This is a genomic window from Streptomyces sp. NPDC015242, assembly GCF_043079125.1.
Lineage (GTDB): Bacteria > Actinomycetota > Actinomycetes > Streptomycetales > Streptomycetaceae > Streptomyces.
Map to the genome: position 1 here is coordinate 37992 of NZ_JBIBUF010000005.1, position 18823 is coordinate 56814.

Below are 18823 nucleotides of genomic sequence, written 5' to 3' on the forward strand. Positions count from 1 at the left end.
AACAGACGATTGAACTTCCACCATGAGGAAACTACTATCCACTGTTCAGAAGCGCCCGATGGCTCCCCGGGCGCCGAACGCCGTATCCGGGAAGACTGGCACCGGGTGCCACCGCCGGCTCGTCTTCACAGCTCGCTGAAGGAAGTGACCGTTCATGTCCGCTCCAGCGCCGTCCCCGCTGGCCATCGTCGACGCCGAGCCCCTGCCCCGGCAGGAGGAGGTCCTCACCGAAGCGGCGCTCGCCTTCGTGGCCGAGCTGCACCGGCGGTTCACGCCCCGGCGTGACGAACTCCTCGCCCGCCGCGCCGAGCGCCGCGCCGAGATCGCCCGCACCGCCACCCTCGGTTTCCTCCCGGAGACGGCCGCGATCCGCGCCGACGACTCCTGGAAGGTCGCCCCCGCCCCGGACGCCCTGAACGACCGCCGGGTCGAGATCACCGGCCCCACCGACCGCAAGATGACCATCAACGCCCTCAACTCGGGCGCGAGGGTGTGGCTCGCGGACTTCGAGGACGCCTCCGCGCCCACCTGGGAGAACGTCGTCACGGGCCAGCTCAACCTGATCGACGCCTACACCCGGAACATCGACTTCACGGACCCGAGGTCGGGCAAGGCCTACGCCCTGAAGGCGAACGAGGAGCTCGCCACGGTCGTCATGCGTCCGCGCGGCTGGCACCTGAACGAGCGTCACCTCACCGACACCGACGGCACCCCCGTGCCGGGCGCCCTGGTCGACTTCGGCCTGTACTTCTTCCACAACGCCCAGCGCCTGCTCGACCTCGGCAAGGGCCCGTACTTCTACCTGCCCAAGACGGAGTCCCACCTGGAGGCCCGCCTCTGGAACGACGTCTTCGTCTTCGCGCAGGACTACTGCGGCATCCCGCAGGGCACCGTCCGCGCCACCGTCCTCATCGAGACGATCACGGCCGCGTACGAGATGGAGGAGATCCTCTACGAGCTGCGCGACCACGCCTCGGGCCTGAACGCGGGCCGCTGGGACTACCTGTTCTCGATCATCAAGAACTTCCGTGACGGCGGGGCGAAGTTCGTGCTGCCGGACCGCAACGCGGTCACGATGACGGCCCCGTTCATGCGGGCCTACACCGAACTCCTCGTCCGCACCTGCCACAAGCGCGGCGCGCACGCCATCGGCGGCATGGCGGCCTTCATCCCCTCCCGCCGGGACGCCGAGGTCAACAAGGTCGCCTTCGAGAAGGTCCGCGCCGACAAGGACCGCGAGGCGAACGACGGCTTCGACGGCTCCTGGGTCGCCCACCCCGACCTGGTGCCGATCGCCATGGAGTCCTTCGACAAGGTCCTCGGCGACAGGCCCCACCAGAAGGACCGGCTGCGCGAGGACGTCGACGTCGAGGCGGCCGACCTCATCGCCGTCGACTCGCTCGACGCCAAGCCGACGTACGCGGGCCTGGTCAACGCCGTGCAGGTCGGCATCCGTTACATCGAGGCCTGGCTGCGCGGCCTGGGCGCCGTCGCCATCTTCAACCTGATGGAGGACGCGGCGACCGCCGAGATCTCCCGCTCGCAGATCTGGCAGTGGATCAACGCGGGCGTCGTCCTGGACAACGGCGAGCGGGTCACCGCCGAACTGGCCCGCAAGGTCGCCGCCGAGGAACTGGCCAACATCAGGGCCGAGATCGGCGAGGAGGCCTTCGCGGCCGGCACCTGGCAGCAGGCGCACGACCTGCTGCTGAAGGTCGCCCTCGACGAGGACTACGCCGACTTCCTCACGCTGCCGGCGTACGAGCAGCTCAAGGGCTGAGCAGCCGGCACCGTGCGAAGGAACACCTACCGCTCCGAGTGGCCCAGGGTCTTGCCCGGGGCCACTCGGTCGCGCACGGCCTTCTTCACGGCCGTCGGCTCGGGGAAGCCCTGCGCGCGGCGGTCCCAGACGACCTCGTCGCCGACGCGGACCACGAACACGCCGCCCGTGCCGGGCTTCAGGGCCAGTTCCGTCAGTTCGGCCTCGAAGGTGGTCAGCAGCTCCTGCGCCAGCCAGGCAGCACGCGGCAGCCAGCGGCACTGGGTGCAGTACTCGATCTCGACACGGCCACTCATCCCAGGTGCACCGACCAATCCTGCTGGGCCGCGGGCTTGCCGTGCAGGTCGGGGACCTGCTTGAGCCACGCGGGGCGTCCTTGCTGGTTCCGCGCCGCCCGCAGGGCCTCCTCGGCGGCGAGTTCCTCCCGGCTGGGGAAGTCGGTGGGCAGCCAGGCCGCGGAGGCCCGTACGCGCGCGTGCAGATACGCCACGTACGCCTCACGGGCGGCGTCCGGGGTGCCGAAGGCCGGGTCGTCGGCGAGCCAGACGTCCGGGACCTCCGCGAGGATCCGGCGCAGCAGCTCCTCGGTGACCCGGGGAGCGAGTTCGGCGTCGGCGGCCCGGACGTCGGGCGCGTAGTGGCCGAGGGCGTGGTGGCGGAAGTCGTAGGACTTGGCGGGGTCGGCACCGTCCCAGCGGTGGTGGAAGACGAGGGCGGCGCCGTGGTCGATCAGCCACAGGCGCGGGGGCGCCACGCCCAGGGTGGGCCAGACCATGAGGTTGGAGCTGTGGACCGTGCGGTCGACGTTCACGGTCAGGGCGTCCAGCCAGACGACCCGCCCGGCCTCCAGCGGGTCGACGGGGAAGACGCGGGCGACCTCGGGGGTGAAGTCCCGGGCGCCCGGCAGGTAGTCCATGCCGAGGTTGACGCCGGCGCTGGCCGCGTGCAGGCCGCGCACCTCCTGGTGCGGCTCCGCGTCGGCGATCGCCGGGTCGAAGTGCACCAGGACCAGCTCGGGGAACCGCAGCCCGAGCGCCCGGGCCAGTTCTCCCACGATCACCTCGGCGACCAGCGCCTTGCGGCCCTGCGCGGACCCGGTGAACTTCACGACGTAGGTGCCCAGGTCGTCCGCCTCGACGATCCCGGGGACGGAACCGCCGGAGCGCAGGGGCTCGATGTAGCGGGTGGCGGTGACCTCGGACAGCATTCCCCCACCGTACCGGGCGGCGGGACCGGCGCAGCGGGCACGCGTCCCCGGTCGGATAAGGTCCCCTGACTTCGCACAGTTCCGAGCACGGGAGCCGGCCTTGCCGCACATCACCCACACCGCCGGGAGCGCCCCGCACTCCGCGTCCGAGGAGGGCTGGGCCGAGCTGTCCTCCCGCGCCGAGCTGCGGGAACTGCTGGGCGAGCCCTGGCCCGTGGTGATCGAGAAGGTGCACGACCGGCTCACCGAGGAAGACCTCGGCATCCTCGCCCGCTCCCCGTTCTGCCTGCTGGCCACCTCGGACGCGGCAGGCGACTGCGACGTCTCGCCCCGCGGGGACGCCCCCGGCTTCACGCACGTCGTCGACTCCGGCACGATCGCCCTGCCCGAGCGGCCGGGCAACCGGCGCGGCGACAGCCTGTTCAACATCCTCGGCAACCCGCGCGCCGGACTGCTGTACCTCATACCCGGCGGCAAGGAGGTCCTGCGCGTCAACGGACGGGCCCGCATCCTCACCGATGCCCCGTTCTTCGACGCCATGAGCGACGGCGGCCGGCGCCCCGCGCTCGCCCTGCTCCTGGAGATCGACGAGATCTACCTGCACTGCCCCGCGTCCCTGCGCCGCTCGGGCCTGTGGGACCCCGCGTCCTGGCCGGCCGCCGGCTGAGCGGGCACCCCCCTGCCGACCTGCGGTTAGGTTAGGCTAACCTCCCCTTCGTGAGATCTGGTGAAGCACCCGAGGGCGGACGGCGCCTGCGCGGGCATGAACTGTCGGCCACGGACGTGACCGTGTCCTACGACGGGGTGGACGTCGTGCGTGACGCCGCGATCGCCCTGCGGCCCGGGGAGGTCACCGTCCTGGTCGGGCCCAACGGCAGCGGGAAGTCGACGCTGCTGCGGACGATCGCCCGGCTGCAGCGGGCCCGCCGCGCCGGGCTGCGGATCGACGGCGACATCGACGGCCTGGCCCTGTCCGCCCGTGAGTTCGCCCGGCACGTGGCCCTGCTCACCCAGGGCCGGCCCACGCCCAGCGGGCTGACCGTGCGGGACCTCGTGGAGTTCGGCCGCTACCCCTACCGGGGCCGCTTCGGCCGCCCCGACGCCGACGCCGCGGCCGCCGTGGAGCGGGCGCTGGCGCTGACCGGCGTCACGGACCTCGCCGGGCGCGGCGCCGACCACCTCTCCGGCGGTCAGTTGCAGCGCGTGTGGCTCGCGAGCTGCCTCGCGCAGGAGACCGGCGTGCTGCTGCTGGACGAGCCCACGACCTATCTCGACCTGCGGTACCAGATCGAACTCCTCGACCTCGTCCGCGACCTGGCCGACGACCACGGGATCGCCGTGGGCGTCGTGCTGCACGACCTCGACCAGGCGGCGGCGATCGCCGACCGGATCACGCTGCTCGAAGCGGGCCGGATCGTCGCCGACGGGCTGCCCGAGGACGTCCTGACGCCGGAGCGCCTCACCGCCGTCTACGGCATCCGGATCGACGTCGACACCGACCCCCTCACCGGCCGGCTGCGGACCCGTCCCATCGGCCGCCACCACACCCGCACCACCCGTAGCGAAAGGCTCGGCACCACCTCATGAGACGTCTCCTGCTCACCGCGGCCACCACCACCGCCGCGGCGCTCACCCTCGCCGCCTGCGGCACCACCGAGCCGGCCGCCGACACCTCCGGGGCCAAGGCCTCCAAGGGCATCACCCTCACCGACGCCACCGGCGCGAAGGTGAAGCTGGACGGCCCCGCGAAGAAGGTCGTCGCCACCGAGTGGAACGAGGTCGAGAGCCTCATCACCCTCGGCGTCGACCCGGTGGGCGTCGCCGACGTCAAGGGCTACAAGACCTGGGACACCGCCGTCCCGCTGAAGAACGAGCCCAAGGACATCGGCACCCGCGGCGAGCCCAGCATGGACACCATCGCCTCGCTCTCCCCCGACCTGATCGTGGCCAGTTCCGACCTGCCCGAGGCGGCCGTGAAGCAGCTGCGCAAGATCGCCCCGGTGCTGGGGATCAAGTCGGCCGACGCCGCCGACCAGATCGGGCAGATGTTCAAGAACCTCGACCTGATCGCGCAGGCCACCGGCACCACCGACAAGGCCGAGGCCGCCCGCGAGAGCTTCGACGCCAAGCTCGCCGAGGGCCGCAAGACCCTCGCCGACGCGAAGCTCGACGGCACCGGCATAGCCTTCGCCGACGGGTACGTGACGTCCAACCAGGTCTCCGTCCGCCCGTACACCAGCGGCTCCCTCATCGGCTCCGTCAACGAGGAACTGGGCCTGAAGAACGCCTGGAAGGTCAAGGGCGACCCGGCCTACGGCCTCGGCACCACCGACGTCGAGGGCCTGACCGCCCTGCCGAAGGACACCGCGTTCGCCTACATCGGCAACGACGGCGACAAGGCCAGCAACCCGTTCGCCGGGCAGCTGAAGAAGAACGCCGTGTGGACCTCCCTGCCGTTCGTGAAGGCGGGCGACGTGCACCGGCTGCCCGACGGCATCTGGATGTTCGGCGGTCCCGGCTCGATGGAGGCGTACATCGACGCCCTCGTCGAAGCGCTGACGAAGTAACGCCCGTCATGGCCGTCACCGAAGCGCCCCCCGCCGTCCGTCCCCCGGCGGCCGCGTCCCGGACGGGTGCGGCCGCGGTGACGGCCGGGCTCGTCCTCCTCGTCGCCGCCCTCGCGGTCGTCGACATCACCCAGGGCACCGCCGCCGTCGGGCCGGCGCAGGTTTTCAAGGCCCTGACCGGGCAGGCCGATCCGGCCGACGCGTCCGTGGTGATCGCCTCACGGCTGCCGCGGATGACCGCGGGCGTCCTGGTCGGCGTCGTCCTCGGCATCGCGGGCGCCGTGCTCCAGGCCGTCAGCCGCAACGTGCTCGCCTCGCCCGACACCCTCGCGGTGAACGCCGGCTCGTACCTGGCGCTCGGGCTGGCCGGCGCGACCGGCGTCTCCCTGCCGCTGCTCGCCTCCTCGGGCGTGGCCTTCGCGGGCGGGCTGCTGGCCGCGGCCGTGGTGCTCGCCCTGTCCGGCCTCGGCACGGGCACCGTACGGCTGGTCCTGGCCGGCACCGCGCTCGCGCTGGGCCTGAACTCCCTGACGGAAGGGCTCCTGCTGCTGTTCCCGCAGCAGACGGAGGGCCTCTACCAGTGGAACCAGGGCAGCATCGGCCAGAACGGCTTCGACGGCGTCCTGCAGATGCTGCCCGTCGCCCTCGTGGGGCTCGCCGGGCTGCTGCTGGTCGCCCGGCGGGTCGACGCGCTCGCCCTCGGCGACGACGCGGCGCGCGGCCTCGGCGTCCCGGTGCACGCCACCCGGGTCACGGTGGTGGTGCTCGCGGCGCTGCTGTCCGCGGCGGCCGTCACGCTCGCCGGGCCGCTCGGCTACGTCGGGCTCTGCGCGCCCGCCCTGGTCCGGCCGCTCGCCCGCCGGTTCCGCGGCTTCACCCGCGCGCGGGCGGCGCTGCCCGCGGCCGGGCTGGCCGGGGCCGCGTTGGTGCTCGGCTCCGACGTGCTGCTGCGGGCCCTGATCCCCGCCGACACCGCCGTCGGCGTGCCCACCGGCATCGTCACCAGCCTGGTCGGCGCCGTGTTCCTGGTGGCGACGGCGCTGCGGCTGCGGGACACGGCCGGGGTGGAGCCACCGGACCGGCTGCGCATCCCCGGCCGCACGGCGTACCTGGCCACGGCGGCCGCCCTGGCCGCCGTCGTCGTCGGCGCCGCCCTCGCCGGTGTGCTGCTGGGCGACAGCAAGCTCCTGCTCGGGGACGTCGCCAACTGGGCGCAGGGGCGGGCCGGCCGGACCGTCTCCTTCGTCCTGGACACCCGGGTGCCGCGGGTGCTCGCCGCGCTGTGCGCGGGCGCCGCCCTCGCGCTGGCCGGCACGCTGGTGCAGGCCGTGACCCGCAATCCGCTGGCGGAACCCGGGGTGCTGGGGGTCTCGGGCGGCGCCGCGCTGGGTGCCGTGCTGCTCGTGACCACCGTGCCCGCCGCCGGCTCCTGGGGCGTCGCCTCGGCGGCGTTCGCCGGAGCGGCGCTGGCCTCCGCCCTCGTGTTCGGGCTCGCCGCCCGGGGCGGCTACCAGCAGAGCCGGCTGGTCCTCGTCGGCATCGGCGTGGCGGCCGGATCGACGGCCCTGATCAGCCTGCTCATCGTGCTCACCGACCCGTTCAACGCCACGAAGGCGCTGACCTGGCTGTCCGGTTCGACGTACGGGCGGACCACGGCGGACGTCGTGCCCGTCGCGCTCGTGCTGGCCCTGGGCCTGGCCGTCGCGGTCGCCCGGCGCACCGAGCTGGACCTCGTCTCGCTGGACGGGGACACCCCGCGCCTGCTCGGACTGGGGCTGCCCCGGGCCCGGCTCGGCTTCCTGGTGGTGGGCGTGCTGCTGGCGGCGACCGCCGTGGCCTCGGCCGGCACCATCGGCTTCGTCGGTCTCGTCGCGCCGCACGCGGCCCGGGCCCTGGTGGGCCGGCGGCACGTGCGGGTGGTGCCGGTCGCCGTGCTGCTCGGCGCCGCGCTCGTCTGCACGGCCGATCTCGTCGGCCGTACGGTGATCGCCCCGGCCCAGCTGGGCGCCGGTCTGATGACGGCCGTGATCGGCACCCCGTACTTCCTGTGGCTGCTGATCCGCGGCCGCCGGGCGGCCTGAGCCGGTGTCAGGGGCGGTCCCCGTCCCGCCGCGCCCGGGGGCTGAAGACGTACAGTCCGAGGATGTCCGGCAGCGGGGCCACGCCCGGGCCGCCGGCCCGGACCCAGGAGACGACGTCCTCGGTGGCGGCCGGGTCGTTGAGCAGACCGAGCCAGACGGGCCGGGCTCCCGCGGCCCGGCCCGCGGCCGAGGGCTGCACGACGACCACGTTGGCCTGGTCGCAGACGTCCAGGCAGTCGGAGATCCGCACGGGTGCCGCCGCGCGCAGGCGCTCGGTCTGGGCCGCGTGGTCGACGCCGGTCACCTTGGGGCTGCCGCAGCAGCAGTCCCGGCAGACGACGACACGGCACGGCGGGGATCCGCCCGGGGTCTCGTCCAGGGGGTCGCCGGCCGGCGTCGCGGGCATGCCGCACCTGCCCTCTCTCCGGGGAGATCCGCCCCGGTGGTCCGTGGAGGAGGCGACCGCGTGAGTCTCCTGGCTCTCGGGTCGCCGCAGGTCCCGGCCTTCCCACCCGCGCGCGGGCAGTGGCCTGTCGGGACCGGCTCGCCGATCACAGTGGCGGGACCGCGCCGGATTCACACCGGCTTCCTCGTCCGCCGTCGCCTTCGTCGCCGGTCATCATTCCACGGGGCCGTGACCCGGCCGGGACCGCCTGAGCGGGTTCGGCAGCGGCAGGTAGCGGGCGTCGGCGCCGTCCGCTCCCGTCCAGCGCAGCAGCAGGTTCGTCTTGGCGGGCAGCGTCGGGGAGGCGAGCAGGGCCGGGATCTCCGGCAGGTCGTGCCGGGCGAGTTCGCGGCGGGCGGCGGGCCAGGGGTCGAACCCGGGCCGGCGCTCGGCGAGGGCCCCGGCGATCTCGGTGAGGTGGTTGACGACCAGGCAGTACACCAGCCGCTCCCAGCCGGCGGCGCGCCCCACGTCCGGCAGCAGTTTCACGCCCTCGGCGTCCCGGTACAGCACCTGCACCGGCATGCCGTCGGCGTCCACGGCGACGAGCGTGTTCTGCAGATGGGCCTCGACGACCACGCCGTGCCCCGCGAAGGCCGCCAGGACCGGGGGCACGGCGTGCGCGAGGTACGCCTCCCACCAGGCCTCCGGGTCGGTGACGCGGTCGAGCGGGTTGCCGTCGAAGCCCTCGACGAGCCCCGCGGCGAGCAGCGGGGTCGCCCCGGGCACGAGGCGGCCGGCGAAGCCGTCGCGGACCAGGACGGCCAGGGCCTCGAAGGCGAAGTCCGCGGTGCGGTACCCGCGGTCGGCGAGCCAGCCGGGCGGGCCGTCGCAGGCGGCGAGGGCCGCGCCCGTGGCCGTGTCGGTCCGGCGCAGGGCGAGCAGGTCGTGGCGCCACAGCCGGCGGATGTCGTTGGTGATGCGCACGTCCAGGCTGAACTTCAGGAACAGGTCCCGCCCGGGGGCGTAGACGGTGCGGATCGCGGCCGTCGGCCAGGTGTCGAAGGCCGTGGTGCCGAGCCGGAGCAGTCTGCCGTCCGCGAAGGCGGGGGCCAGCTCACGGGCGGCCAGGCCGAGCTGCCAGGGGTGGGCCGGGAGCAGCCGGTAGCCGGGCGGGGCTGTGCCGAGGGCGTCGAGGGCGGAGGTGTCGCCGTCCTCGGCGACGGTGTCCTCGCGCACCCCGAGCAGCACCAGCGGGAAGCGGGCGTACGCCTCGGGCGCGTACGGCAGCCAGGACGCGGCGGGGCCGCCGCCGCGGGCCTTGGGGGCCGGGTGGTGGGTGTGGCCGGTGAGCAGGCACTGCTCGGACCGCTGGTAGAGGTCCGCGGGCGGCGCCGCCCCGGCCCGGGCGGCCAGGAGCGCGGCCACGACGTCCCGGCTGTCCCTCATCTCGGCGGGCAGGTCGGGGTTGGCCAGCCCGGTGCGCCGGCGCAGTTCCCCGGCGACCAGGTCGACGAGTGCGGTGTGGCCGAGGCGCTGCCAGGCGCCCGCCACCTCGACCTCGGGCTCGGCGGGCCGCCGGGTTCCGCGCACGCGCAGCAGGCGGTCGCCGCCGGGCAGGTGGTGGACGCGGTGGGCGCCCTCCTCGCGCACCGGCCGGGCGACCTCGCGCAGCAGGCAGTTGAGCAGGGGCACGGCGGCGTACGCGTCGGCGAGAGCGGCGATGGCCGGGTCGTCACCGTGGGCCGAGTCGTCGTCGGCGGGCGGGGGCATGAGGTCCACGCGTTCCACTCGTCCCTACGGTCCTTCCAGCGTTCCCGGGCGGGGATGATCAGTATGCAGGTCGTCGCCGTTCCGCTGTGACGCCCTATTCGTACCCGAGGAGTCCGCCCGTGCACCGTCCCTCCAGCGCCGAGACCGAGGTCGCCGACGAGCTGTCCGTCGTACGGCCCGGGCTCCTGCCGCGGTACGAGGCCGAACTGCCCGGCGCCCGGGCGGCCGTGCTGTCCCGCCTGTGGCGCGGCCTCACGCATGATCCGCTGCCCTGGGTGACAGGCGTGGAGCGGGGCCGGGACGGTGTGACCCTGCTGCTGGCCGACGGGCGCCGGCTGCACGGTCCGCTGCCGGATCCGTACGCGACCGGGGCGTACGTCAGGGCCGTGCGGCTCGACGGGACGGAGTACGGCGATCCGGCGCTGCTGGTGAGCGTCCTCGGCGTCCCGCACTCCGCCTCCTTCGCGGCCGAACTCGGGCACAGCGTCGCCTCGCTGGCGCTGTCGCGGGCCGGGCGGGAGAGCGCTCGGGGGGCGTGGCCGGAGCGGGACTGGGAGTGGGAGCAGCGGATCGTCGACGGGCACCCGTTCCACCCGGCCTGCCGCTCCCGGCCCGGTTTCTCGGTCGCCGAGCAGCTCGCCTACGGGCCCGAGCACCGGCCGGTGGTGCAGCTGGAGCTGGTACCGGTGCCGGCGGCGGAGTGCCTGGTCACCGGCGTGTGGCCGGACGAGCTGCGGGAGGGCGGGCGTCTGGTGCTGCCCGTACACCCCTGGCAGGCGGCGCACGTGCTGAAGCGGGCCGGCGAGGAACGCCGCCCCGGGCATCCGCTGATGAGCCTGCGCACGCTCGCCCTGCCCGGCGGGCCGCACGTCAAGACCTCGCTGAGCGCCCGCCTGACCTCCTCGGTGCGGGACATCTCGCTGCCGTCGGTGGCCGCCTCCGCGCTGCTGTCGGACTTCGCCGAGGTCACGGCGGCGCGCACGGACGGGTTGCTGCACGTCACCCGCACCCTGGGCGCGGCGGCGGCCGGCTCCCCCGACTTCGCCGCCGTGCTGCGGGAGTCACCGCAGGCGTACGCGGGCGGTGGTGAGCGGGTGCTGCCGGTGGCGGCCCTCGCCACCACCGGACTGCCCCGATCCGCCGCCTGGCTGGCCGCCTTCGCCCGGCTCGCCCTCACCGCCGGTCTGCGGCTGCTGGAGCTGGGCGTGGCCCTGGAGGCGCACGGCCAGAACCTTCTGGTCGTGCTCTCGGCGACCGGTGAGCCGCTGCGGCTGGTCTACCGCGACCTGGCCGACATCCGCGTCAGCCCGGCCCGCCTGGCCCGGCACGGCATCACGGTGCCACGGCTGCCCGCCCGCATGGTCACGGACGACGAACGCGCCTTGCGCCGCAAGCTGTTCGGCTCCCTGGTGGCGGGCGCGCTGGCCGGGACGGCCGGGTCGGGCGAGGCGCTCGCGGCGGCGCTGGAGACGGCCGTACGGGACCTTCCGGACGGCCCGGACCTCGCGGCCCTGCGGGCGGAGCCCGTGCCCGCCAAGGCGCTGACGCTGATGCGGCTCTCGCCGCGGACGCCCGGGGACCAGTGGGCGGAACTGCCCAATCCGCTGCGCTGAACGCCGTTTTGGCCAATGGCCCGGGTGATCAATAGGATCCGCCGATGATCACACGTACACGGCTGGCGGCGGGCGCCTGTGCCCTGCTCGCCGCCCTGACCGCCGGGATCGCCGTCCCGGCCGGGGCGGCCGCCGGTGAACCCACGGGCCGGGACGCCCCCAAGGTCGACCTCGTGCTCGACGTGAGCGGCTCGATGCGGGCCCGCGACATCGACGGGCAGTCGCGGATGGCCGCCGCGAAGCAGGCGTTCAACGAGGTGCTGGACGCGACGCCCGAGGAGGTCGAGCTCGGCATCCGCACCCTCGGCGCGAACTACCCGGGCGACGACCGCAAGACGGGCTGCAAGGACACCGCGCAGCTGTACCCGGTCGGGCCGCTCGACCGCACCGAGGCGAAGGCGGCCGTCGCCACGCTCGCCCCGACCGGCTGGACGCCGATCGGCCCGGCCCTGCTGAAGGCGGCCGACGACCTGGACGGCGGCGACGGCGCCAAGCGGATCGTGCTGATCAGCGACGGCGAGGACACCTGCGCCCCGCTCGACCCGTGCGAGGTCGCCCGCGAGATCGCCGCCAAGGGCATCGGGCTGACCATCGACACGCTCGGCCTGGTGCCGACCGCGAAGCTGAGCCGGCAGCTGAGCTGCATCGCCGATGCCACCGGCGGCACCTACACCTCGGTGGAGCACCAGGACGAACTCACCGACCGGGTGAACGAGTTGGTGGACCGGGCGGCCGAGCCGGTGGTCACGCCGGTGCCGGCCGAGGGCGCGGACCGGTGCGCCGGGGCACCGGCACTGAAGTCGGGCCTGTACACGGACCGGGCGGCGTTCGGGCAGCAGCGCTGGTACCGCGTGGACGTCCCGCCGGGCAAGGAGCTGCGCGCCTCCGTGAGCGTGGCGGCGGACCGGGCCGTGAACCCGGGCTACGGCGTGCTGTTGCGGGCCGTCACATTCAAAGGCCGCGAGATCGTGCGCGGCGAGGCGGCGGGCACCGGCCGTACGGACGTCATCTCGACGGGCCTGCGCCACCCGAAGCCCGGCGGCGACGAGGAGGACGCGCCCGCCGAGGCCGTCTGCCTGGCCGTGTCGCACTCCTTCTCGGCGGCCCCCGGTGTGAAGGCCACGCCCGGTCTGCCGCTGGAGCTGACCGTCGACGTCGTGGACGGCCCCGACGAGGCGGCCGACGTGGCCGCCTTCGGCCTGGGCCGAGGCTGGTGGCTGCTGGGCGTGCTGATCCTGGCCGGCTTCCTCGCCGGTCTCGTCTGGGGCTGGCTGTCGCGCTGGCGGGTCGCGGTCTGGAGGACCAACTGATGCGAATGGTACGAGCGTTCAGCGCGGCGCTGCTGGGCCTGGGTCTGGCGGCCGCCCCGGCGGCGGCGGACACGTCCCCGAGCCCGTCACAGGACGGCACGCCGGCCCCGACACGGGCCGGCACCTCCTTCCGCACGGCGACGGAGATCGAGCAGGGGCAGCGGGCCACCGCGAGCGGCTCCACCGGCGACTATCTGTACTGGTCGTTCCCCGCGGACACCGGGCAGCGGCCGACGGTCCGGGCCATGGTGAAGCTGCCGGACGCCCACGCGTCCCAGACCTGGCAGATCGACGTCTACGACGGCCTGCGCCGCCGCCAGGCCTGCCGGTTCGGGGCGCAGACGCGCACCGCTGCGGCGGACGCGGCCTCGGTGGAGCTGGCCTGCGCACTGCGCACGGTCCGCGCCTGGTCGGAGCCGTGGGCGAACGACCCGCTGCCGGGCACGTACTACGTGCGGCTGACGGCCACCGGCGTCGCCCCCGCCGACCTCGGTCTCCCGGTGGACGCCGAGGTCCGGGCCGGGTCGCAGGACGTCGGCGGCCCGGCCGCGGTGGACGGGTCGCTGGCCGAACCGCTGGTGCCGGGGATCGCCACGAAGCCGGAGGAGGAACAGCGGGACGCCGCGGTGCTGGCCGGGCTCGAACCCGAGGACGGCTGGACGTCCGGCTGGTGGTCGGACCGGTGGGTGTGGACCGCGGTGGGCGGCGTGCTGGCCGCGCTGGCGGGGGTCGCCGGGTACGCGCTGACCCGCGGCGCGGGCCGTCCGGCCCGGGTGCCGCCGGGCGCCTGACCCGACGCCCGAGACCCTCCCGGAAGGCCCGCCTCGTGCGGGCCTTCGCTCATCCCTCGCGCAGGGCCTTCGCCAGGGCCCCCTCACCGGTGACCTCGACCCGGCCCTCACGCACCGCCCGTACCAGGTCCAGCTCCCCCCGGCCGAGCGCCGTGCACGTGGCCGTGTCCAGGACCAGCAGGGCGTCCGGCTCCATGGGGGCGGGTCCGTCGCCGTACACCGGCCCCTCCCCGGCACCGGCGTGCACATGGAACCGGCCTTCCTCCAGGCGCACTTCGACGAGCCCTTCGCCGTCCAGCAGGCGCAGCAGAGGAAGGGCGAACCAGTGCGCCCGCACGGCGTCCGTGGGCCTGCGCTCGCCGAGTTCGCCCTGCCCCCACTCCCCCAGGGCCTGCAGCACCGGCAGCAACGAGCGTCCCCGCGGCGTGAGTTCGTAGACGGTCGCCGCACCGGGCGGCGGGAGCCGGCGCCGGGTCGCCAGGCCGTCGCGCTCCATGTCCCTCAGCCGCGAGGCGAGTACGTCCGTGCTGACGCCGGGCAGGTCCGCGTGGAGGTCGGTGTAGCGGCGGGGACCGGCGAGCAGCTCCCGGACGATCAGCAGGGTCCAGCGGTCGCCGACGACGTCGAGCGCGCGGGCGGCGGGGCAGTACTGGTCGTAGCTTCGGCGAGGTGGCATGCGACGCAGTCTAGACAAGTTGTTGGACTTTCCAAGCGCCCACTTGGTAAAACCAAGCGACACAGTCGGCAGAGGAGAGCGGCGCATGGAGTTCCGGCAGTCGAACAAGCTCAGCGAGGTCTGCTACGAGATCCGCGGACCGGTGATAGAGCACGCCAACGCGCTGGAGGAGGCCGGCCACAGCGTGCTGCGCCTGAACACCGGCAACCCCGCCCTCTTCGGGTTCGAGGCGCCGGAGGAGATCCTCCAGGACGTGATCCGGATGCTGCCGCAGGCCCACGGCTACACCGACTCGCGCGGCATCCTCTCCGCCCGCCGCGCGGTCGCCCAGCGCTACCAGACGCTGGGCCTGGAGGTCGGCGTCGACGACGTCTTCCTCGGCAACGGCGTGTCCGAGCTGGTGTCGATGGCCGTCCAGGCCCTCGTCGAGGACGGCGACGAGGTCCTGATCCCCGCCCCCGACTTCCCCCTCTGGACGGCGGTGACGACCCTCGCCGGCGGCACGGCGGTCCACTACCTCTGCGACGAGCAGGCCGACTGGTATCCGGACCTGGACGACATGGCCGCGAAGATCACCGACCGCACGAAGGCGGTCGTGATCATCAACCCGAACAACCCGACCGGCGCGGTCTACCCCCGGGAGATCGTCGAGGGCATCCTCGACCTCGCCCGCCGGCACGGCCTGATGGTCTTCGCCGACGAGATCTACGACCGGATCCTCTACGACGGCGCCGTGCACCACCCGGCCGCCGCGCTCGCCCCTGACCTGGTGGTCCTCACCTTCTGCGGCCTGTCCAAGACCTACCGCGTGGCCGGTTTCCGCTCCGGCTGGCTCGTGGTGACCGGCCCGAAGCAGCACGCCAAGGACTACCTGGAGGGCCTCACCATGCTGGCCTCCATGCGGCTGTGCGCCAACGCGCCCGCCCAGTACGCCATCCAGGCCGCGCTCGGCGGGCGGCAGTCCATCGGTGAGCTGACCGCGCCGGGCGGGCGGCTGCGGGAACAGCGGGACGTGGCCTGGCGGATGCTCAACGAGATCCCGGGCGTGAGCTGCGTGAAGCCCAAGGGCGCGCTGTACGCGTTCCCCCGGCTCGACCCCCGGGTGTACCCGATCCACGACGACGAGAAGTTCGTCCTGGACCTGCTGCTGCGGGAGAAGATCCAGGTGGTGCAGGGCACGGGCTTCAACTGGCCCGCGCCCGACCACTTCCGGATCCTGACCCTGCCGCACGCCGACGACCTGGAAGCGGCGATCGGGCGGATCGGGCGGTTCCTGGGCGGCTACCGCCAGTAGGGCGGTTGTCGGTGGCGGGTCGTAGCCTTCGAGCAGGCGGGCCTGTGCCCCAGACCGGCCGGAGAGGAGCACGCCGTGACCCGACCGCCCACCGCCGCGCAGCGGCGTGTCATCGACGCCGCCGACCCCGTGACCGGGCGGCTGCGGGGGACCCGGGCGCAGCTCGACGCGCTGGTGCAGCGGGGCCTCGCGTTCCGCCACCCCCGCCCGCCGCACGACCACTTCCTCACGCCGGAGGGGCACCGGGTACGGCAGGGCATCACCCAGGCGCCCGGACCCGCCGGGGCCCCGGACGCCCCCGCCTCGACCGGGGTGTTCGCGGCCCGCACCGGCGGCGAGCCGGATCCGCCGCCGTCCGGTCCCGCCCGCCGCCGCGAGGTGCACAGCGCCTGGCAGGGGCTGCTGGAGCTGCGCCGGATGACCAACCCGGACGGATCGGTGGACCGGCCGTGCGGCTGGGAGCGCACGCACCTGGTGCGAGCCGCCGCGCTCGCGCTGGAGGCGGCGGGCCACCGCCCGGCCGGGCCGGACGAGGCGGGCTACCGGGTGCGGGAGACCCCGCAGCCGGAGGCCGTCGCCGTGTACGAGCCGGACGGCGAGGCGCTGCGGACCTGCGCGGCCACGCTGGAGGCGGCAGGCTGGCAGGTGAGCGAGCACCGCGAGCCGCGCACCGGGACCCGGTATCTGCTGGCTTCGCCGCGCCGGGCGTGATGAACATGCCAAGATCGACGGATCGTTGCGTGGTGCACGAGAGTTGCGCGCGCAGAGCCGGCGTGAGAAGGGGAAGCCGTGAGCGAGCCGTTTTCCGTCCCTGTGACCGTCCGTGGATACGAGACGGACGTCCAGGGCCACCTCAACCAGGCGGTCTACCTGAACTACGCGGAGCACGCCCGCTGGTCGCTGCTGCGGGCCGGGGGGATCAGTCAGTCCGCCCTCATCGGCAGCGGCGTCGGCCCGGTCGCCCTGGAGACGACCATCCGCTACCGGCGGGAGCTCCTCGCGGGCGACGAGGTGGAGGTCACGTGCGCCTTCGCGTGGGGCGGCGGCAAGACGTTCCGGATCGAGCAGACCGTGCTGAAGTCCGACGGCACGGTGGCCGCCGAGATCTCCGCGGTGGGCGGGATCCTGGACCTTGAGCGGCGCAAGCTCGTCGCCGATCCCGCTGCGGTCTTCCGGGAGCTGGCGTCGGACCCGGGCCTGTTCGGACTGCCGTAGGGCCGTGCGCCGGGCCGCACGAGCGGCACGGGCCGCACGGGCGGGCGCCCGGGTCAGCGCACGCCGCGCTCCTCCAGGGCCGTCCTGAGACTGCGCAGCGCGTAGTAGACGCGGGACTTCACCGTGCCCTGGGGGACGCCCAGGGCGGTCGCCGCCTGCTGGGTGGTGCGGTCGGCGAAGAAGGTCGCCTCCAGGGCCTCGCGGTGGGCGGGGGTCAGCGCCCGGAGGGCCTCGTGCAGGACGATGGACGACAGCATGCGTTCGATGTCGTCGGCGTCGCCGCCCAGTTCGGTCAGCCAGCTCGCGCCGCCTATCTCCTGCGGGCGCGCCGTCTTCGTACGGTGCGCGTCGATCACGATGTTGCGGGCGATGCGGAACATCCAGGGCCGGACGGCCATGCCCTCGCCGTCGGCCAGCGTCTGCTTGTTCCAGCAGCGCAACAGGGTCTCCTGGAGGACGTCCTCGGCGCGGTGGGTGTCCCCGCCCAGCATGCGCAGCACGTACGCGTAGAGGGCCGGGCCGTGCTCCAGGTAGAGGTTCCTCAGTGCCCGTTCCTCGGGCGACACCGCGCTCGCCGACCCGATCACCGTCACGTTCATGGTCTGCTCCTGCTCCTGCTCCTTGGGTGGCCCGGCCGGCCGCGCAGACCGGAACCGGGGCCTTCGGTGCAACGGAGTGTGGTCAGGGCGGTTCCACGTTCGTTTGACGCTCGGTCCACGGCTCGTACATCGCCCGTCCGCCCGTACGGCGCCCGCCCCGGTCACACGCAGGACGACAGCGCCTCCACGTGGGCGCGCACCCGGCGGGCCAGCCGTTCGTCGACCGGCGTCAGGCGGCCGCCGGTGCGCAGCCTGCCCCACATGTGGAGCAGTTCCCTGCCGTGGATCTCCGCCGCCCGGTCGTCCTCCAGCCGCTGCCACGCGGCCGCCGCGCGCGCCACCGCCGCCGGTGCCTGCGGGTCGCCCGCGCCGCACAGGACGCGGGCCACCGACAGCGCGAGCACCGTGGCCTCCCGGTGGTCCCCGCGCAGGTAGGCCAGGTACGCCTCCATGGCACGGGCCTCCAGCGCGTCCGGGTCCTCCGTGCCCGCCGTGCGCGTCAGCTCCTCGCGCAGGGCGGTCACCTCACCGGACGCCTCCCGCAGACGCCCAGCCGCCACGAGCCCGTTGACGCGCGCCACCCGCTGAGCGAGGTGCCGCGGGAGGGGGCGGGAGGGGGGCGGCGGGGGTGCGGGGTGGGCGGCGTGGGATGCGGCCGGGGTGGCGGCCGCGGCCGGGGCCGCGGCGGAGAAGGAGGTCGCGGCCCGGGCCGAAGACGGGGACGGGACCGGGGTGGGGGCGGGCGCGGGGGGTGCCGTCGCCGCGGCCCGGGCTCGGGCGATCGCCGTGGTCAGGGCCGACGCGGGGGCGGTGACGGGGGCGGCGGCGGGTGTCGGCGCGACGGGATGGGCAGCGCTGAAGGGGGCGGAGGGCCCCGGGGCGGCGGGCCGAAGGGTAGTCGGGGCGGCAGCGGCTTCCGGCACAGCCGCCGTCGGGGCGACGGGCGCGGCGGGCCCCGGTACGGCCGGACCGGCAGCGGCCACCGGCACAACCGCCTCCGTGGCAGCCGCCGCCGGAGCACCCGGCCCGGGAACGCCGAGGGGCGCGGAGGCCCCGGAGGCGGAGGCGGCAGGCCCCGGGACAGCCGGTGCGGCGGCGACAACGGGCGCGGCGGGCCCGGGCACGGCCGGACCGGCAGCGACCACCGGCACAGCCACCCCCGAGGCACCCGGCCCAGGAACGGCGACCGGCGCGGCCGGCCCCGACGCCGCCGGTCCCGGGGGGAGCTCCGGCCTCGCGGACCCCGGAGCAGCCCGCTCGGAGGGGTGGTCCGTGGGGGTCGCCCGCTCCGTCGGGTCGAGGAGGCGGCTGGAGCCGTCGGGGGCCACCTGGAGGACGAAGTGGGCTCCTCCGGGGCCGTCGTTGACCGTGGCCTCGACCGCGGCGCCGCGCTCCTGCGCGTGCTGCTGCAAGCGGTCAAGCACGGCCTCGTGCACGGACCGGCCCGGCTCGACGGCCAGCAGCTCCCCGTTGATCTCGGCGAGTCCCTCACCCGGGATGCGCACTGCGAAGTGGGCCATGACTGCGAGTCC

The 18823-nt window shown here is 74.6% G+C and carries 18 protein-coding genes and 1 riboswitch; of the genes, 11 read left to right on the forward strand and 7 right to left on the reverse strand.

What is annotated here, in order from left to right; genetic code table 11:
* The first annotated feature begins 154 nt into the window (after window positions 1–154).
* On the forward strand, window positions 155–1780 hold the full coding sequence (gene aceB, locus ACF07N_RS18020) for a malate synthase A (RefSeq protein WP_392113743.1): 1626 nt from the start codon (window positions 155–157) through the stop codon (window positions 1778–1780).
* A 26-nt stretch (window positions 1781–1806) separates the two neighbouring features.
* Here aceB and ACF07N_RS18025 read toward each other — a convergent pair whose 3' ends face one another.
* Window positions 1807–2076 carry a SelT/SelW/SelH family protein gene (locus ACF07N_RS18025; protein WP_383322226.1) on the reverse strand — a complete coding sequence of 90 codons (270 nt, stop codon included), beginning with the start codon at window positions 2074–2076 and terminating at the stop codon, window positions 1807–1809.
* Window positions 2073–2987: a HipA family kinase gene (locus tag ACF07N_RS18030; protein ID WP_392113746.1), complete on the reverse strand. Its 915-nt coding sequence runs from the start codon at window positions 2985–2987 to the stop codon at window positions 2073–2075. Before ACF07N_RS18030 ends, ACF07N_RS18025 begins: the two co-directional genes overlap by 4 nt.
* 100 nt (window positions 2988–3087) lie before the next feature.
* Here ACF07N_RS18030 and ACF07N_RS18035 point away from each other — a divergent pair, with 100 nt between their 5' ends.
* Genes ACF07N_RS18035 through ACF07N_RS18050 form a run of 4 tightly spaced genes read left to right on the forward strand, consistent with a single transcriptional unit; the run spans window position 3088 to window position 7635 of the window.
* The gene (locus ACF07N_RS18035; protein WP_392113749.1) at window positions 3088–3654 is read left to right on the forward strand and encodes an MSMEG_1061 family FMN-dependent PPOX-type flavoprotein; all 567 of its coding nucleotides are present in this window, start codon (window positions 3088–3090) and stop codon (window positions 3652–3654) included.
* A gap of 50 nt (window positions 3655–3704) precedes the next feature.
* Window positions 3705–4574, forward strand: a complete 870-nt coding sequence (locus ACF07N_RS18040; RefSeq protein ID WP_392113752.1) for an ABC transporter ATP-binding protein — start codon at window positions 3705–3707, stop codon at window positions 4572–4574.
* Window positions 4571–5554 (forward strand): ABC transporter substrate-binding protein, encoded by a 984-nt coding sequence (locus tag ACF07N_RS18045; RefSeq protein WP_392113754.1) that lies wholly within the window; start codon window positions 4571–4573, stop codon window positions 5552–5554. The genes ACF07N_RS18040 and ACF07N_RS18045 overlap by 4 nt, the downstream gene beginning before the upstream one ends.
* A gap of 8 nt (window positions 5555–5562) precedes the next feature.
* Window positions 5563–7635, forward strand: a complete 2073-nt coding sequence (locus ACF07N_RS18050) for an iron ABC transporter permease (protein ID WP_392113756.1) — start codon at window positions 5563–5565, stop codon at window positions 7633–7635.
* 7 nt (window positions 7636–7642) lie between these two features.
* Here the strand turns inward: ACF07N_RS18050 and ACF07N_RS18055 are convergent, their stop codons facing one another.
* Window positions 7643–8041, reverse strand: coding sequence for a (2Fe-2S) ferredoxin domain-containing protein (locus ACF07N_RS18055; RefSeq protein WP_383322244.1), 399 nt, complete (start codon window positions 8039–8041; stop codon window positions 7643–7645).
* A gap of 62 nt (window positions 8042–8103) precedes the next feature.
* A riboswitch (cobalamin riboswitch) is annotated at window positions 8104–8229 on the reverse strand.
* A gap of 25 nt (window positions 8230–8254) precedes the next feature.
* Window positions 8255–9811, reverse strand: a complete 1557-nt coding sequence (locus ACF07N_RS18060; RefSeq protein ID WP_392113759.1) for an IucA/IucC family protein — start codon at window positions 9809–9811, stop codon at window positions 8255–8257.
* 101 nt (window positions 9812–9912) lie between these two features.
* On the opposite strand from ACF07N_RS18060, the gene ACF07N_RS18065 reads away from it, so the two are divergent.
* Genes ACF07N_RS18065 through ACF07N_RS18075 form a run of 3 tightly spaced genes read left to right on the forward strand, consistent with a single transcriptional unit; the run spans window position 9913 to window position 13507 of the window.
* Window positions 9913–11406, forward strand: a complete 1494-nt coding sequence (locus ACF07N_RS18065; protein WP_392113762.1) for an IucA/IucC family protein — start codon at window positions 9913–9915, stop codon at window positions 11404–11406.
* 44 nt (window positions 11407–11450) lie between these two features.
* Window positions 11451–12716 (forward strand): VWA domain-containing protein, encoded by a 1266-nt coding sequence (locus ACF07N_RS18070; RefSeq protein WP_392113764.1) that lies wholly within the window; start codon window positions 11451–11453, stop codon window positions 12714–12716.
* On the forward strand, window positions 12716–13507 hold the full coding sequence (locus ACF07N_RS18075; protein WP_392113766.1) for a hypothetical protein: 792 nt from the start codon (window positions 12716–12718) through the stop codon (window positions 13505–13507). The genes ACF07N_RS18070 and ACF07N_RS18075 overlap by 1 nt, the downstream gene beginning before the upstream one ends.
* A gap of 49 nt (window positions 13508–13556) precedes the next feature.
* Here ACF07N_RS18075 and ACF07N_RS18080 read toward each other — a convergent pair whose 3' ends face one another.
* Entirely contained in the window at window positions 13557–14183 is a 627-nt protein-coding gene (locus ACF07N_RS18080; RefSeq protein WP_392113769.1) for a winged helix-turn-helix transcriptional regulator, read from the reverse strand.
* A gap of 85 nt (window positions 14184–14268) precedes the next feature.
* Here ACF07N_RS18080 and ACF07N_RS18085 point away from each other — a divergent pair, with 85 nt between their 5' ends.
* The 3 genes from ACF07N_RS18085 (at window position 14269) to ACF07N_RS18095 (ending at window position 16692) form a co-directional block, all read left to right on the forward strand.
* Window positions 14269–15477, forward strand: coding sequence for a pyridoxal phosphate-dependent aminotransferase (locus tag ACF07N_RS18085; RefSeq protein ID WP_392113772.1), 1209 nt, complete (start codon window positions 14269–14271; stop codon window positions 15475–15477).
* 75 nt (window positions 15478–15552) lie between these two features.
* Window positions 15553–16188, forward strand: coding sequence for a hypothetical protein (locus tag ACF07N_RS18090; protein ID WP_392113775.1), 636 nt, complete (start codon window positions 15553–15555; stop codon window positions 16186–16188).
* A gap of 78 nt (window positions 16189–16266) precedes the next feature.
* Complete coding sequence (locus ACF07N_RS18095) at window positions 16267–16692, forward strand: acyl-CoA thioesterase (RefSeq protein WP_392113778.1); 426 nt, start codon at window positions 16267–16269, stop codon at window positions 16690–16692.
* A gap of 53 nt (window positions 16693–16745) precedes the next feature.
* Here ACF07N_RS18095 and ACF07N_RS18100 read toward each other — a convergent pair whose 3' ends face one another.
* Both ACF07N_RS18100 and ACF07N_RS18105 read right to left on the reverse strand, forming a co-directional pair.
* Window positions 16746–17291 (reverse strand): sigma-70 family RNA polymerase sigma factor, encoded by a 546-nt coding sequence (locus ACF07N_RS18100; protein ID WP_392113781.1) that lies wholly within the window; start codon window positions 17289–17291, stop codon window positions 16746–16748.
* Between the two features lie 161 nt (window positions 17292–17452).
* Window positions 17453–18811: a hypothetical protein gene (locus tag ACF07N_RS18105; protein WP_392113784.1), complete on the reverse strand. Its 1359-nt coding sequence runs from the start codon at window positions 18809–18811 to the stop codon at window positions 17453–17455.
* Window positions 18812–18823 lie beyond the last annotated feature (12 nt).